Annotated in this window: 16 protein-coding genes; 11 read left to right on the forward strand and 5 right to left on the reverse strand. The window is 39.9% G+C overall.

Annotated elements, in window-relative coordinates; translation table 11 throughout:
* The first annotated feature begins 114 nt into the window (after positions 1-114).
* From V7L01_RS04620 to V7L01_RS04635, 4 genes are all read left to right on the forward strand, one after another.
* A complete protein-coding gene (locus V7L01_RS04620) occupies positions 115-714 on the forward strand; it encodes a hypothetical protein (protein WP_335032363.1) in 600 nt (199 codons plus the stop codon).
* An 11-nt stretch (positions 715-725) separates the two neighbouring features.
* Positions 726-2,105 (forward strand): glucose-6-phosphate dehydrogenase, encoded by a 1,380-nt coding sequence (gene zwf, locus V7L01_RS04625; RefSeq protein WP_335032365.1) that lies wholly within the window; start codon positions 726-728, stop codon positions 2,103-2,105.
* Between the two features lie 432 nt (positions 2,106-2,537).
* A complete protein-coding gene (locus V7L01_RS04630; protein WP_335032366.1) occupies positions 2,538-3,017 on the forward strand; it encodes a hypothetical protein in 480 nt (159 codons plus the stop codon).
* Between the two features lie 134 nt (positions 3,018-3,151).
* The gene (locus V7L01_RS04635; RefSeq protein WP_335032367.1) at positions 3,152-3,310 is read left to right on the forward strand and encodes a hypothetical protein; all 159 of its coding nucleotides are present in this window, start codon (positions 3,152-3,154) and stop codon (positions 3,308-3,310) included.
* Between the two features lie 230 nt (positions 3,311-3,540).
* On the opposite strand, the gene V7L01_RS04640 is transcribed toward V7L01_RS04635, so the two are convergent.
* Positions 3,541-4,749 carry an SDR family NAD(P)-dependent oxidoreductase gene (locus V7L01_RS04640; protein ID WP_335032368.1) on the reverse strand — a complete coding sequence of 403 codons (1,209 nt, stop codon included), beginning with the start codon at positions 4,747-4,749 and terminating at the stop codon, positions 3,541-3,543.
* 618 nt (positions 4,750-5,367) lie between these two features.
* On the opposite strand from V7L01_RS04640, the gene V7L01_RS04645 reads away from it, so the two are divergent.
* The 7 genes from V7L01_RS04645 to V7L01_RS04675 all read left to right on the forward strand — a co-directional run bounded on the left by V7L01_RS04645 (position 5,368) and on the right by V7L01_RS04675 (position 13,066).
* A complete protein-coding gene (locus tag V7L01_RS04645) occupies positions 5,368-5,595 on the forward strand; it encodes a hypothetical protein (RefSeq protein ID WP_335032370.1) in 228 nt (75 codons plus the stop codon).
* Between the two features lie 588 nt (positions 5,596-6,183).
* On the forward strand, positions 6,184-6,780 hold the full coding sequence (locus V7L01_RS04650; RefSeq protein ID WP_335032372.1) for a glycosyltransferase: 597 nt from the start codon (positions 6,184-6,186) through the stop codon (positions 6,778-6,780).
* Between the two features lie 727 nt (positions 6,781-7,507).
* Positions 7,508-7,960: a DUF1392 domain-containing protein gene (locus V7L01_RS04655; protein ID WP_335032374.1), complete on the forward strand. Its 453-nt coding sequence runs from the start codon at positions 7,508-7,510 to the stop codon at positions 7,958-7,960.
* A gap of 227 nt (positions 7,961-8,187) precedes the next feature.
* A complete protein-coding gene (locus V7L01_RS04660) occupies positions 8,188-8,994 on the forward strand; it encodes a cyanophycinase (protein ID WP_442936944.1) in 807 nt (268 codons plus the stop codon).
* A gap of 399 nt (positions 8,995-9,393) precedes the next feature.
* Complete coding sequence (locus tag V7L01_RS04665; protein WP_335032376.1) at positions 9,394-11,031, forward strand: alpha/beta hydrolase; 1,638 nt, start codon at positions 9,394-9,396, stop codon at positions 11,029-11,031.
* A gap of 152 nt (positions 11,032-11,183) precedes the next feature.
* A complete protein-coding gene (locus tag V7L01_RS04670; protein WP_335032378.1) occupies positions 11,184-11,663 on the forward strand; it encodes a DUF4383 domain-containing protein in 480 nt (159 codons plus the stop codon).
* Positions 11,664-11,836: 173 nt separating this feature from the next.
* Positions 11,837-13,066, forward strand: a complete 1,230-nt coding sequence (locus V7L01_RS04675) for a zinc-dependent alcohol dehydrogenase (RefSeq protein WP_335032380.1) — start codon at positions 11,837-11,839, stop codon at positions 13,064-13,066.
* Between the two features lie 131 nt (positions 13,067-13,197).
* Here the strand turns inward: V7L01_RS04675 and rnc are convergent, their stop codons facing one another.
* The 4 genes from rnc to V7L01_RS04690 all read right to left on the reverse strand — a co-directional run bounded on the left by rnc (position 13,198) and on the right by V7L01_RS04690 (position 15,516).
* Positions 13,198-13,884, reverse strand: a complete 687-nt coding sequence (gene rnc, locus V7L01_RS04680; protein WP_335032382.1) for a ribonuclease III — start codon at positions 13,882-13,884, stop codon at positions 13,198-13,200.
* 95 nt (positions 13,885-13,979) lie between these two features.
* On the reverse strand, positions 13,980-14,216 hold the full coding sequence (locus V7L01_RS35325; protein ID WP_442936936.1) for an HNH endonuclease: 237 nt from the start codon (positions 14,214-14,216) through the stop codon (positions 13,980-13,982).
* A gap of 513 nt (positions 14,217-14,729) precedes the next feature.
* The gene (locus V7L01_RS04685; protein WP_335032384.1) at positions 14,730-15,338 is read right to left on the reverse strand and encodes a hypothetical protein; all 609 of its coding nucleotides are present in this window, start codon (positions 15,336-15,338) and stop codon (positions 14,730-14,732) included.
* Between the two features lie 43 nt (positions 15,339-15,381).
* The gene (locus V7L01_RS04690) at positions 15,382-15,516 is read right to left on the reverse strand and encodes a hypothetical protein (protein WP_335032386.1); all 135 of its coding nucleotides are present in this window, start codon (positions 15,514-15,516) and stop codon (positions 15,382-15,384) included.
* Positions 15,517-15,543: the final 27 nt, after the last annotated feature.

Below are 15,543 nucleotides of genomic sequence, written 5' to 3' on the forward strand. Positions count from 1 at the left end.
TTTGATAAATGTTAATTGTAGCGATCGCGCCGATTACCAGTAGAATTACACTTGTTTGAACTTAGTCTTCCCGTAAGTGCCTCAACAGAGGAGTAGCAGCCACTCTTGCTGCTATTGAAGAAGAGCCAAGGGAGCAGGGAGCAGAGGGGATTCAACCCCACCTGGACGAAAACCACTTATAAGAATGGGGAGACTCAGACCCATTTCCGCTTTGCTTCACAGCAGGAGGAAGAGGTCATTTCCCCCCGCTCTCTGCCCCCTTCCCCCTGCCTCTTCGTCGAACACAAAAACCTGAAAACCAAGAGGCGAAAAACCTATGGAACTTGGAATGATTGGACTCGGACGGATGGGCGCGAGATTGATGCCGAAACCACACCATTACGAAATCCAGAGTATTATCAGTATGACTTTAATCTGGGAGATATTGCCGAAGTCTGGCGGCGGGGTAGTGTAATAGCTTCTTGGCTATTAGATTTGACAGCGATCGCCTTATTGTCAAGCCCCAATTTAGAAGAGTTTGGTGGTCGTGTATCAGATTCTGGCAAAGGGCGCTGGACTGCGATCGCAGCAATTGACGAATCTGTACCGGCTCCGGTCTTAAGTGCAGCCCTCTTTGCTCGCTTTAGCTCGCGTGGCGAAGCAGACTTTGCCGACAAACTTTTGTCAGCCATGCGCTATCAGTTTGGCGGGCATCATGAAAAAGCCAATTCCTAAAGAGGTTAATTATGGGAATTCCTGAGTCAGACGCACTAGTATTTTTTGGGGCAACAGGGGACTTGGCCTACAAGAAAATCTTCCCCAGCCTTCAGGCAATGGTACGGCGGGGCAATCTCAATGTCCCAGTGATTGGCGTTGCCGGACGGTCTTGGACGACGGATCAACTTAGGGAAAGGGCACGTGATAGCCTAGAACATCATGGTGGTATAGATCCAGCCGCATTTGAGAAACTTTCTGGACTACTCCAATACGTTGCTGGTGACTACAGCAAACCAGAAACTTACGAAAAATTACGTCAAGTCCTTGGTGATGCCACTCATCCCCTGTACTATCTGGCAATTCCACCGAGCCTGTTTGCACAAGTAGTGTCAGGATTGGGCAAATCAGGCTGTGCTAAAAATGCGCGGGTGGTAATTGAAAAACCATTTGGACGGGATTTGAAATCAGCACGCGAGTTAAATCAAATTCTGGCATCAGTTTTTCCCGAATCATCCATCTATCGCATCGACCATTACTTGGGCAAAGAACCACTGCTGAATTTACTCTATTTTCGGTTTGCCAACTCTTTTCTCGAACCCATCTGGAATCGCAACTATGTTGAAAGCATCCAGATTGTCATGGCAGAGGACTTTGGCATTCAAGGAAGGGGGCACTTCTATGAGGAGACTGGTGCAATTCGGGATGTGGTGGAAAACCATATGCTGCAAATATTAGCTTCAGTGTGCATGGATGCTCCCGCCAGTACGGCTGGCGATTCCATCCGGGATGAAAAAGAGCGTATTCTCAAAGCTATACCTTCACTGCAACCCGATGATATTATTCGCGGTCAATTTTCTGATTACCGCAACGAAGAAGGGGTTTCTCCTGACTCCCAAGTAGAAACATTTGTTGCCGTGCGGTTATTTATTAATACGTGGCGGTGGTCAGGAGTTCCCATCTACATCCGGGCTGGAAAGAAATTGCCTGTTAAAACTACTGAGGTGATGGTCAAGCTCAAGTGTCCACCTCTAGATGTGTTCCAGGAGGGAGGAAAAGAAAACACAAATTATGTTCGTTTTTTACTAGATCCAGAGGTAATTGTGGGAATGGGCGCTCGCACTAAAATCCCTGGAGAAGATATGATCGGCTCTGCGGTTGAACTTCTGGCCTTTTACGGAGGTGGTGACGAGATGGAACCCTATGAACGTCTATTGGGTGATGCCATGCAGGGCGATCCTACCTTGTTTGTACGGGAAGATACCGTAGAAGAGGAATGGCGGATTGTCCAACCAATTCTCGATAACGTCACACCGGTTTACGAATATGAACCAAATACATGGGGGCCACCTGAGTCAGATAAACTGCTCTTGCCAAACGATAGGTGGTATAATTCCTTGAGTAAAGAGTAGCATATATTACTTATTGCCTCAGTACGTTAGCGTACAGAGAAACTCTTTGACCGCATCAATCGCGTATTCCAGCAGTCATCATTGAGTATTTCTACCTTTTTAGGTTCCCCGTCCATACCCCTGCTATTATCTCCATTTAGATGATTGCTGGGCATGGACACGGATTAATCCCACACATAGTCTGCATCCTAACCGCATTTTTCTCCCGTTGTATGTTTCTTGAGAGATGACAAATCCCTCTCAAGTCATAGATGCATTATGTGCTGTGATAGAGGATTTTTTGATTTTATTTCAGTATTCTGCTAAATAAACAAATAAAATATTAGGGAAATCATAATTTTTCTGCTTTTTACCTAATCCCCAGCCCCTTTTACTTAGAGATAAACAACTCTTAGATCGTCTTGTTAGCAGATAAATAATCTTAGAAAAACAATGGCAAACATGGATAACACGAATAAAGCTGATATTACTAAAAATAATTTGGCTCGGCAGGCGATAGATACTGAAACTGATGATATGCGTTCATCATCTAACGAACTAGTACAGATAAATAAATCAATTAATATAGATGGTCAGCGGCCAGTCGATCCAAGTAACATTCAAATTAAAAAAACAATTGATATAGATGGTCAGCGCCCAATTGTGAAGGATGAAAACGATTATGATAAAACAATTAATATAGATGGTCAACGCCCGATTGGTAAGAGCGCTTTTAAAGAACATGACATGTTAAATGTAGACGGTAAACGTCCAATTGACCCTAGTGATTTTGAGGTTGAGGACATTCTTGACATAGATGGTCAACGTCCGATCGCTAAGAGTAATTTTCAAGTTCAGGATACTTTAGAAATAGATGGTAGCCGCCCAATAGTTTCAGATAATACTGTTGATTCGCAAATACCAACAGATTAAAGAACTTGCGCGTACACGATTGGCTAAATCTGTACTTGTGGATTTATTAAAGTCATTTTTGGTAGCACCTATAAACCTTGTGAGGGGACATCAGGGGTTAAGGTGCAGACTTTGGGAGCCTCATAGTTCTATTTTTGAGCAACAGTCTTGAGTCGAGCGATCGCTTTCCTTGGCACGTTCGCGCTAGCATCTCCTTTGGAGATGGCGATGTCTGCGACAAGCCGCTAAGAGCGTCTATGCACTCAACCGCACAATACCCCTCTTCTGTCACTCTCCGGGAGGGCGATCGCTAGAAGCCTCATGAGGCAATCAATACAAGCTATACTATTAGAAAAAAATCGGTCTTGTATTTGTTATTAGAAAATAATCGCGCTTAGGCGTAGCCCGTCGTAGACATCGCCTGCTATACAAAAGCTCTAGAATTCAGAAATGGCAAAAGTTTCCGGAGAGTGACAGAAGAGGGATAACGTCTGCCAGACGGAATGCTCTACAGTTAAGTTTACTTGTGAAGAAAATTACAACATTATTCCCTATTCCCTATAGTCGCTGATTGAACTCCTCTTAGACCAAAATGAAACAAAGCATTCTGCACAATTAGTTCTGGCAATATATCCTTGAACATCTGCACCATTTGTTGAATCTGCTCGAAATTATCGGGGTTATCGAGAATATCTTGTACTTCTCGCTCACCAACCCATACAGCAGGGGACAGACGGCTAGCAGCTTCTTCTGCTTTCTGCACGACATCTTGCACGAGAAGTTGATACTCCGGTCGCTCTCGCCAAACCTTGATGTCTGACCAAGCTGCCTGAAAGAAAGTCGGCCATCGTGCTAATGCTTGGTAATCGGAGTTGACAATCGGTACACCCAGAGTTTCTTTAATATCTTGATAAACTCGTCGCATTTCTGGCGAAATTTCTTGAGCTGACTGCTCATCTATCAGTTGGATTTGGTGATGACGATAAGCATTTGGCCCATGTCGGGAATCAATACTGCCATCCTGACCTACTACTTCACCTGCAAGCGTCTTGCTCAGTGCCATTTGCTGGATGAGTAGTTGCGGATTCCCAATAATAAAAGCGTTAAGTTCTTGTTGGATGTGATGTTGCTGTGCTTGTTCTACTTCAATCTGATAACCTGGTTGATACCAATCATTGATATCACGATAAACATGCTCGCTAATTGCGATCGCATCCTCTAAAAATGCTTCGGTTTGCATCGCAGGTTTGAGACGTTGCCAAAACAACTGCATAACTGAAGGATACATCGCATAGGCACGCCAGTTAACAGGTGTCCAAGGGATTCCCAATGTGTCTTGGATATCGTTGAAACTTACATCCATTGGGCCAACAAAATCGGTACCAGCATTGTTGATTAAGATGTCGATCGCGCCGAAGCGATCGCTCACCTGTTGTATCATCTGCTCAACCTGAGTTTTGTCAGTCACATCACAAGGTATAGCCAGAACCTCTCCACCTCGTTGTTCTAGTTCAATACGCGATCGCTCCAATTCTTGTGGATCGCGGGCACAAATCGCCAAACGCGCTCCTGCTTGAATCAACTGGCGTGCCATAACTAGCCCTAACCCCCGCGAGCCACCTGTAATCAGTACAGTTTTACCGTTCAAGTTATAGATACGTTCGCGCCACCACCGATCCAATAACAGTGAAGTCAACAATGCGCCAATGATGAATAGTGTAAAAATTGGTAGATTTTGATAGTTTATATTCATAAATTTGATGGATAGAGTTGAAACTGCTACAGCAGCCAGGTGAGAAGACCTTATCTGAAAATTTGATTATTCTTGTTCGATGGCGCAAGCGCCTACCGTAGGCGATCGCTCTCTTGAGGTGACAGCATTTGATCGAATAATCGATTTATTTGCCGCTGCATAATTTCTACTTCTCTAAAGGGTTCCCAACGAATTAAAGCCATTTTGTTTTCCTCAATTTACTTAATTCGATTCAATCTTAAAATCCTGGTTTATGCCTACTAAAGAAGAAATAGTCTGTATGCTATTATTTCTATCCAATGGTTTGAATTTGTGTGAACAATTAGTGCATTCTTAGATACAAAGGATCGTTCTGAGCCAGGATTAAGGGTGTTGTCCACTTTTGGTGATGGGGTGAACTGCCTGAATCATCAGGCGTTTGCACAAGCTTGAGAGGTAATAATAACTTTAGCTTATTAGCCAGACTTTGAAATTGCGATCGCTGCAATTTTATAGGAATATGTGTATTCAGTTATGGAAAGGAATAACTATCCACTAGGGCAGAAGTAATTGAAAGTTTTATTGAGTACAACTTAAATAATACTTTGTGCTACTAACTCAGTTACCGCACGATTTTCCATGTTAATTAGTCTCAATGCTCGTATTCCCTTTCCTCGTCCTTTGGTATATGCCACCTATCGAGATAAACTAACAGAATTTGTCGCTTACATGCCAAAAGTTAGACAAATTAAGTTCAAGTCAAGTCAAGAGCAAGACGGACTTATATACTTAGAACATGAATGGTATGGCGGTGCCAATATTCCACCATTTGCCCGTGCTTTCCTCAGCGAAAATTTATTAAATTAGACAGAATATTCTATTTGGAATAATTCTGAATACATAACTACTTGGCAGATTAAAACTCATGTCTTTACTGAAGCAGTTTACTGTACAGGTAAAAATCACTTCATAGAAGATGATGGAGCAACACTAATTGAAAGTCGGGGAGAACTAATTATTGACCCAAAGCAGATAAAGAGTACACCGCAGCAGTTAACAACAAAAATAGCTAGTATCGTTGAAAATTCATTAGGTAAACAGATTACACCTAATTTCCAACAAATGAGTGAAGGAGTTTGTCAATACTTGCAGAAAGCACAATAAACGGTCAGCTAACTGTTTGATAGATCGTATATCTAATTTGCATGAATTTAAAACCTATCATTTTTAATTAATTGGGATTGGTGTTTTTTCTAGCAAATTTATCTACTTACAACATAAAATTATATTGTATTAAATTAATCCTCGTCCTTATAATATTAATCTTTTTTAGCTAGAAAGGTTCATGTATTGCAGTTTCTCCACTACCTTCCATTCGGGAGCATCTCACTTTCGTAAAAATATATCTAGCCCTGGCGAATAGAATTCACGGCTATACAGACAAAACCCACCTCCGTGGGTTCATTACGAAATCCTTCACCACAATTAGTTCAGTTTCCATATGAAAAGTTAACCGGACAACCAATGATTTATGCCTCTTTGGGAAGCGTGCAGAATACGAAACAATCAGTATTTCATTGCATTGCTGCTGCTTGTGAAGGACTAGATGTACAACTAGTAATTTCGCATGGAGGTGGGATGAGTGCAGAAGCAGTGCGTTCCCTGAAGGGGTTGTCGAAGACATCGCTTCCTGGTTCCCCGTTAGTAGTCGAGTATGCTCCGCAACCAGACATCCTGGCGAAAGCTAGTCTCACAGTTACTCATGGAGGCATGAATACAACATTGGATTCTTTAAGCTATGGCGTACCTTTGGTAGCGATTCCCATAACTTTTGAACAGCCCGGAACTGGTGCTCGAATTCGCTCGGCAGGAGTAGGAGAAGTACTTTCTCTAGCGAAACTCACTGTGTCTAGCTTAAGATTAGCAATTGAGCGGGTATTGACGGAAAAATCATACACTAACAATGCACGGAAGATTCAGCAGTCAATTCAACTTTCAGGTGGCGTCACAAGGGCAGCCAATATTATTGAGCAAGTAATTCCAGCTAATTAATTGCACATAATTTAACAAACTGTACTTATTATATTAAACTTAATACTATTAATTATTTTAACTTTTTATGTACGAAACCGAACAGACAAAATAATATTTGTATGTGTTTTTTATTAAAATAAATGCGTTACTGTCTTATTTAGATATTAATAAAATATAGTACTCAGGACTTAACAGATAAAGTAATTTTATATTTATTTCGGTAGATGAGGAAGCCAGAGATAAAACAGTATTTTATTATTAATACAGCAAAGTATTGATTAGACTGATTCGAGATGGAAATGCACTAAACCGTGTTGCAAGCTTTTGCCTAAAATTAAGTTTGGTGCTGCCTTACAAAGAAAGGTATTAGCGATTGGCTAGTTAGAATTAATAATTTAAAATGAGAGTATCTATGGTAAATGAAAAAGCTCCCGCCAAAAACAACGGTGTCAGCAATATTATTTTCTCGAAGCAGGATTAAACAAAGCGATCGCACCGAGATAAAACCCAATAATCAAGTAGCTCGCTGCTGAATTTGAGTTGCTCTAATAAAAAAATTCAATCAACAGAAACCTTTAAAACACACCTGATATAGTTTGCTTATGCTAAACAAAAATTAAGAACCTACGGAATAAGACTTACAAATCAATTATTTTCCCTATATTCTACACCCTAAGCCTGGCAAGGATTTTACTTTTTATTCTTGACATTTTGTCCAGTCTAAAACTTAGTCCCCTAAAGCATTATGATGATTAACCAGATTACACTTTTGGAATCTTGCTGGCATATTTCTCCTCCGTGGGGTCAAGCCATGCCTCCATTAGCAGTTCAGATACTAAAAGAAGTTTTCCTGTCAAGCTCTGATTTGCCAGGCTACTGTTGTGGTATTCACTGGGAAGGACAGGAGTGGATTTATGCAATTGTTTGCCTTGGTGAAATACTTTACTTGCCTTCTAAAGAATTTCGTCCAACAAATATATTCAAAAATGCTGCTGTTCCTACTTCACTTTTTCAATTAGGCGACATGGTTGAAGTTGATTTTACTCTCCAACCGACACGTCGTATTATTCAAGGGATTTTTAGGCTCAAAAGCGATTGGCTTTATGGCGTGGAGTGGTGTGCCCCAATTGTGGAAGAAACGGCATTGACTCAAAGTCGGTTCATCTGGCTTGCTGATGTTGATTTAGTAAGGGTGTAGCATTGTTAATAAATAATGTTGAAACTATGAACCAAAATAGTTCAGCAAAAACGATCAAATTTTTGTGGTTTTCATTTTGGTTTTAGACTACTCCTCCTAAAATCAAGAATTTTAATGGTAATTCTCATCTTCAAGGATGTATTTCAATATCTCCAAAGACTGATTGCGTAGTGTTAAAAATCATAGTTAATTATAAATTAACTAATTTAATATCAGGAGCCATTATTGTGGAAATAAAAAGCAAACAAGAACTCATAATTATTGGAGGAGCTGAAGATAAAAAGGAAGATTGTGAAATACTGCGTGAGTTTGTACGACGCGCTGGAGGTACGAAAGCAAAAATAGTAATTATGACAGCAGCGACAGAACTTCCTAGAGACGTTGGAGAAAATTATATTAGAGTATTTGAAAAGCTAGGAGCTGAAGATGCTCGGATTGTTGATACGGAAACTCGTGATGATGCATATTCTTCTACGGCATTAGAAACTGTCAGCAAAGCTACAGGAATATTCTTTACTGGAGGAGACCAAGCTCGAATCACAAGCATTCTTAAAGATACTGAACTTGACACAGCTATTCATAAGCGTTTTGCTGAAGGAGCAGTTATTGCAGGCACAAGCGCAGGAGCAGCGATGATGCCAGATAAAATGATTGTAGAAGGCGATTCTCAAACTAACCCTCGGATGGAAATTGTAAATATGGGCCCAGGTTTAGGCTTTCTACCGGGAGTAGTAATTGACCAACATTTTTTACAGCGTGGACGCTTGGGGCGCTTAATTTCAGCTTTGATACAAGAGCCTGCTGATTTAGGATTTGGTATTGATGAGAATACTGCGATGGTAGTTAGTGATAAACAAATCGAAATCATTGGTGAAGGTTCAGTCACAATTGTCGATGTAGAGGCTACATATAACAATATGGGGGAAATATTGAAGGATGAGGCTTTAGCAATATGTGGAGCAAAGCTTCATATTTTACCGCGTGGCTATAAATTTGATTTGAAAACCCGCCAACCTATCTTAAATAATGGCTAGATGCCAGATGTGTCTGTATTCGCAGGTTCAAAAAATACTTAACGTTGAACGTGATACATTTCACTTCAGACTGTATTCATTATGGTCTGATGAATATAATTAAAGTTACTGACTGACACTTCTATCTAAAAGTGCGGTAATTGTTCAGATAGTTTTAGATCGTTCGATGAAAGTGATTGCTAATTTAGTAGTCATAAAACAAGCTCTTATGCCTGAAGTTAACGAATTTAGGAGAAGCATAATGGCTTTAGGGACTTGCAAAAAATAAATTATCCCAAATTATTTATAGATTTGTAGGGGCGCAAGGCCTTGCGCCCCTACGATGGGATATTTTTTTAACTGGAAGTCCCTTAATTCGTCGATCGATTACGCGTATTTTACTATTTTAGGCGACAGGTAATGACTCATATTATAAGTAAACAAACTGTCTGGCAATTGGCTTTGAGGGTTTTTAGCGTAGGGTTGTTGCCTGCACTAACTGCTTTTCCCGCTTTCGGTGCAGAGCGAATAAAATTTAATTACGGTGCTTTAGAACGGTCTATCCCAATTAGTTCTCTTGAAACCTATGCTAAAACAGGCAAAATGGATGAGAATTTGGCTGCATATAGTCAATATATAGACAAAAAGCAACTAACTCAACTACGTCAAACTTTAGTAACTCCTATTAAGTTAGATGAAGTAGGAGTTTCGCAGTTCCTTTATACACCAATTGGGGAACGATTATTAGAAACATTAGGTAAAATTATTCAGACTGAATCTAGATTATCAGGCTTTTATGCAATTCGCGCAGCACTGATTTTAGCCGCCGCCGATTCAAATAATTTTACCCTTTTAAATGTCTTACATAAATTTCCTGCTAGTGCAATTTCAATTAATTTAAATCAGAGTTTGGAAATTGTAAATGCCTTACAGAATTTAGCCAATAAAACGCAAAATGCAGTAGCAATTATTAACCAAGAGTCTCAACAAAAAACAACCACTGCTTCTACACTTAATACGGCTCCATTGATAGACTTCGGACAAAATGGAAGTTTTCGTTTTTTGAAGCAAAGTATCATTCTCAATGACTTAACGCGTAACAGAACTTTTCCAGCCGATATTTACCTTCCCATTGCTCAAACTCCCCGTCCGATAATTATCATTTCACACGGACTAGGTTCAGACAGAACAAGTTTTGCATATCTAGCTGAACATCTCGCTTCTTATGGTTTTGTAGTTGCTGTTCCAGAACATCCTGGCAGTAATTCAAAACAATTGCAAGCATTATTAGCAGGTATAGCAGATAAAGTTACCGATCCTAGAGAACTCATTGATAGACCTTTAGATATCAAATACTTATTAGATGAACTCACTCGTTTATCCAAGTCTAACCCAACATTTCGCAGACGTTTGAATCTAGACCAAATTGGTGTCGTAGGACAATCATTTGGTGGATATACAGCATTAGCATTGGCAGGAGCAAAAATTAATTTTGAGCAACTAAAAGCCAATTGTCCAGCTTTGGAAGATACATTAAATATTTCACTCTTACTTCAGTGTTTGGCTCTAAATTTAGCAAGTGATAGCTATAATTTATCCGATGCAAGGATAAAAGCAATAATTGCAATTAATCCTGTTGATAGTAGTATTTTTGGTCAAGCTAGCCTCAGCCAAATCAAAATTCCAGTAATGATTGTATCTAGCAGTGCTGATACTGTCGCTCCTGCTTTACCAGAGCAAATTCAGCCTTTTACTTGGTTAACAACTCCAAATAAATATTTAGCGGTTATCAATGGCGGCACACACTTTTCTACTATTGCAGAATCATCAAATACAGTTGTGTCTGTTCCTACACAAGTAATTGGTTCTAGTCCAGCTTTGGCACGCCGTTATGTTGAAAGTTTGAGTGTTCCATTTTTTGAAACTTATATCGCTGGACAGCCAAGTTATCTTCCTTATTTAAGTGGAGATTATGTTAATAAGATTAGTCAGCAACCACTACCTTTAAGCTTAATTAAATCTCTTACAGACGAACAACTACAACAAGCATTTAAATAAAATTTTAAAAGGAAAATATATTAATTTATCACTTTAGGTGTATAAAACTAAATTTAACGCTGAAACTTCTGATAGAGAAGAAAATATTTTTTTATATTAAAACTTTAGATATCTCAGTATTAACTAATGGAATTATAAAAGGATTGACTGCAATGGAAAATATTAACGCGGCAAAAATGACAGAGCGTTATATTGCTTTGGCTATCGGAATCGCTTATTTACTTTTAGGTTTAGCTGGCTTTATACCAGCTTTAGTTTCATTACCAGGAACGAGCGAATCTTTTGTTCCACTTGATGAATCTACTGGCGCTTATTCTGCGGGTTTTGGTTATATCTTTGGTCTAATTCCTACCAACTTTTTGCATAACCTTGTACGCTGCGCTGTAGGATTGTTTGGAATTACTTCTTACAACAATGCTACCACTGCACGCCTATTCAATCGTGGTTTTGCAATTTATTATGCCTTGCTGGCTGTCATGGGATTGTTGCCTTTCGCTAAGACATCTTTTGGTTTAATGCCACTGTTTGGTTACAATGTTTTGCTCAATGCATTAGCAGCGATCGCAGCTGCTTATTACAGCCTTGTCATACCAGCTAAAGTCAAGGGCGTTAATGTAGCGGAAAATATTTAACATCCTTTTGTATCTAATAAGTTTGGTGGCAGAAAAAATAATTTCTGCTGTCAATCTTTTCCCAAGCTGCTAAAACCTCTAGCGCATGGCTGATGTATCTATCAATAGAGAAGGTGGACAAGCTACTCATTTTTATCTTGAAATATAAATGTCATAACTTAGGAGTATTTACTATGAAAGCAGTTGTTTTTCACGGAATCGGAGATATTCGATTAGATAACGTACCAGAACCTAAAATTCAAGAGCCTACAGATGCCATCATTCGACTCACTTCTAGTGCAATTTGTGGAACAGATTTACACATGATTCGGGGAACATTCACAGGAATGAAACCCGGTACAATACTAGGGCATGAAGGTGTTGGCATTATTGAAGAGATTGGTTCTAATGTGCGGAATTTGAAAGTTGGCGATCGCGTTGTCGTTCCCTCGACAATTGCCTGCGGCTACTGTTCTTACTGCCGCACAGGTTATCATGCCCAATGTGATAACGCCAATCCCCACGGACATACCGCCGGGACAGCTTTTTTCGGAGGCCCAGAAGCAGCAGGCCCCTTCGATGGATTGCAGGCGGAATATGCTCGAATTCCTTATGCCAATGCTGGGTTAGTCAAACTACCAAAAGAAGTCACAGACGACCAAGCAATTTTGTTGTCTGACATCTTTCCCACGGCATACTTTGGAGCCGATATTGCAGAGATCGTACCAGGAGATACAGTTGCTATCTTCGGTTGTGGCCCCGTTGGACAGTTTGCAATTGTCAGCGCCAGACTGTTCGGCGCAGGACGCATCATTGCAGTGGATACAATTCCCTCACGTTTAGAAATGGCGCGTGATTTGGGTGCAGAAATCATCGATTATAATGCCGAAGATCCAATTGAGACTATCCGCGAACTAACTGGGGGAGTTGGTGTGGATAGGGTAATTGATGCAGTCGGTGTAGATGCTAATGCTCCTGACAGTGGCCCAGCAGCCGAAAAAGCACGACAAGAAGCACAACAATTCCAGCAGCAGTTACAACAAATTGCCCCTAAAACTAATCCTCAAAACGGGAATTGGCATCCGGGTAATGCTCCGTCTCTTGTATTAGAGTGGGCAGTTCAGGCATTAGCCAAAGCCGGTACGCTCTCGATTATTGGAGTTTATCCCCCCGCCCACAATTTCTTTCCCATTGGCACAGCGATGAACAAAAATCTCACAATCAACATGGGCAATTGTAATCACCGCAAGTATATTCCGACGTTGGTAGATTTGGTTCGTAATGGCACAGTAGACCCGACAAAAGTCTTAACCCAAGTCGAGGCGCTAATGTCAGTTATTGATGCATATAAGGCATTTGACCGACGGGAACCAGGTTGGATAAAGGTAGAATTAGTACCTGGAGCAGCTTTAGCTAATGTTTAGAGTTTTTGTCAAAACTGTATTGTGAACTAAAAATTTTACATCAGCAAGTAGGGTAACTTGCTGATGGTTTGTACTTTTGATTATAGGAGGTTGTCTGAGGGAACCATATGAAAACTAAAACGCAGACAAATCTACAATAAACCTTGTTTTTTCAACTTAGCTAGCGCATCCTCAGCAGCAGCTTTCTCTGCATCTTTTTTATTCCGCCCTTTACCTTCTCCGTAAATTTTTCCATCTACCAGTACTTTTGCTATGAATTCTGGCGCATGAGAAGGGCCTCCTATTTGTTCTGTGAAATATTTGGGAGGAGTTGGAGTAACGTTGCGTTGCACCCATTCTTGAAAGCGATTTTTTGAGTCTACATTAGAACGAGATAGAATTATATGCTTAGGATCTACAGAATCAAATAGTGGTTCTATAATGTCGCGAACTGCTTCAATATTGGAATCATTATCTAAATAGTAAGCACCAAGAACTGCTTCAAAGGTGCTACTGAGCAAATTAGGATTTTGGTAGCCTCCGTCTCGAATTGCGCCTTTTCCTAACCGCATCCTAAAGTCTAAACCTACCTCCTCAGCGAATTTTGCCAATTGCTTCTCATCTACCAGCGCCGAACGCCGCCGGGTTAATTCATCTTCCCCCATTTCTGGATGACAACTATATAGATACTCGCCACTTAAGAAATTCAGCAAAGCATCACCGAGGAATTCTAGGCGTTCATTATGTTCGCCTTCTCCAGGGTTTTCATGGACGTAAGAGCGGTGGGTAAGTGCTTGTCGCAGAAGTTTTTCATTATGAAATATTAAAAGTTTGTGCATTTTGCTTTTTACTCTTTTTGGTAGTTAATTGAATGGAAAAGGCGGACAAGATGCCCACCTAAGAAAATAAGAGCCTAATAAAATTCAGATGCTAGCTAGAAATAGTTATTCTTGATCCGGAGAGGCGGATAGAGACTGTTCCCACGAGAATTGTTACATGTAAAGCAAGAAAGTCGTAAGTTTTCAAAAGAATTAGAACCACCACGACTCTTAGGTAAAAGGTGATCAAATGTCAGATTTTTCTGTGAGCTATTTTGACGACACCACCAACAGTAAGAACCATAAAAATCAATGAGTTCCTGCTTCTTATTACGTTTTTGTTTGGGATTCATTTTGTCGATGTTCCATTTCGCTTATTGTTTGGAACAGCATTGGAATATTAGGCATCTACGGGTAACGAATTTCTGTGGAGAGAATTAATCAAAAATTAATCTTTCCATACACAAAATTCGTTATTTACGCTTTCTTTGGTTCAAGTCTCAGCCGCAGAACTCCTGGCTTCCTACCAAGTTTCTCGTCATCCCCTCCCCTGAATATTTATCCAAACATCTCATCTTCCCGTTGAAAGTCTAGTCAATCAGTTGACTTGAGATCGGACTGAATACTCAGCCGAAGGGATGACACGAAGCTCGGCAGGAAACTAGGAATTCTGCTGCTGAGACAACCACCAAAAACTTACGCTTTAGAGTGCGGTTACTTTGCTGTCTTAAATATACATTGGCATAGCTGCTCCTGGATGTCAATATAGTTATTTATGAAGATTTCATCAAAGCGCTCACCCATATCCATGAACTTAAAAAATGCTCTATAGTGTTTTTTCAAAAATATTTTAGCTCATAAATAATTTACGGCTTATTTTGCGCGATCGCACCATACAAAATACCTAAAATTTTCTTAATATCCTTAATATAGTATTCACTCAAATCAATCGAAACTACATTGCCTTCAAGCTTGAGAAATTGCCAGATAGTACCGATAGTAACAGCACCATATATAGCTTTGATTTGATTTCCACCTCTCTCGTTAAATAACTGAGCCGCTACCATTTCGGCAATACATTGTGCTAAACCAGACCTTAAATTTTCATTTTTACTTTCTACTAACACAATCACCGGGCTGCGGACAAGCAACTGTTCCGAAGAAAGACTCAAAATAAAATCACAAAAGCCATTAAGTCCTCGCTGGCTATCAACAGTAAAATCAACTCCAGAAAAAAAGCTTATTTCATAATTAAATTTGCGTCTAATCTCTAACAGAATTGGACTTATTATCATTTCACTACGAGCCTTTTCCGAACTTATCGCTACTGCTAAATCAACATTTTCCCTAAGAATAGTAGATAATAAATCGCTAGATTCTTGCTCCTGCACATTTGCGAATAGTCCAGATGATTCGTGGATAACTAACCCAAAAGAATCAATAACTTCAATAAGTTTAAAATCACTATAAGCCATAAAACTTACTCCTTTGTCTGATGACTGAATCCTATAACAAATTTTAAAAATTCAGCTTTGGCGGAAACATTTTAGCTAAATCAATAGAGAAATCAGGAAAACAAGGAAATTTTATTACCTGACCAAGCCTGTGGTATTCTTCATCTGGTGTGAAGCGTTTAACCTGAGCAATACTCATAACCTTACCTTTCTCTCATTGCCATAA

Source organism: Nostoc sp., assembly GCF_036917095.1.
Taxonomy (GTDB): domain Bacteria; phylum Cyanobacteriota; class Cyanobacteriia; order Cyanobacteriales; family Nostocaceae; genus Nostoc.

Coding starts and splice junctions, on each gene's coding strand:
- zwf (WP_335032365.1), top strand. CDS start 726: ATGGGAATTCCTGAGTCAGACGCACTAGTATTTTTTGGGGCAACAGGG.
- V7L01_RS04630 (WP_335032366.1), top strand. CDS start 2,538: ATGGCAAACATGGATAACACGAATAAAGCTGATATTACTAAAAATAAT.
- V7L01_RS04640 (WP_335032368.1), bottom strand. CDS start 4,749: ATGAATATAAACTATCAAAATCTACCAATTTTTACACTATTCATCATT.
- V7L01_RS04645 (WP_335032370.1), top strand. CDS start 5,368: ATGTTAATTAGTCTCAATGCTCGTATTCCCTTTCCTCGTCCTTTGGTA.
- V7L01_RS04655 (WP_335032374.1), top strand. CDS start 7,508: ATGATGATTAACCAGATTACACTTTTGGAATCTTGCTGGCATATTTCT.
- V7L01_RS04665 (WP_335032376.1), top strand. CDS start 9,394: ATGACTCATATTATAAGTAAACAAACTGTCTGGCAATTGGCTTTGAGG.
- V7L01_RS04670 (WP_335032378.1), top strand. CDS start 11,184: ATGGAAAATATTAACGCGGCAAAAATGACAGAGCGTTATATTGCTTTG.
- V7L01_RS04675 (WP_335032380.1), top strand. CDS start 11,837: ATGAAAGCAGTTGTTTTTCACGGAATCGGAGATATTCGATTAGATAAC.
- rnc (WP_335032382.1), bottom strand. CDS start 13,884: ATGCACAAACTTTTAATATTTCATAATGAAAAACTTCTGCGACAAGCA.
- V7L01_RS35325 (WP_442936936.1), bottom strand. CDS start 14,216: ATGAATCCCAAACAAAAACGTAATAAGAAGCAGGAACTCATTGATTTT.
- V7L01_RS04685 (WP_335032384.1), bottom strand. CDS start 15,338: ATGGCTTATAGTGATTTTAAACTTATTGAAGTTATTGATTCTTTTGGG.
- V7L01_RS04690 (WP_335032386.1), bottom strand. CDS start 15,516: ATGAGTATTGCTCAGGTTAAACGCTTCACACCAGATGAAGAATACCAC.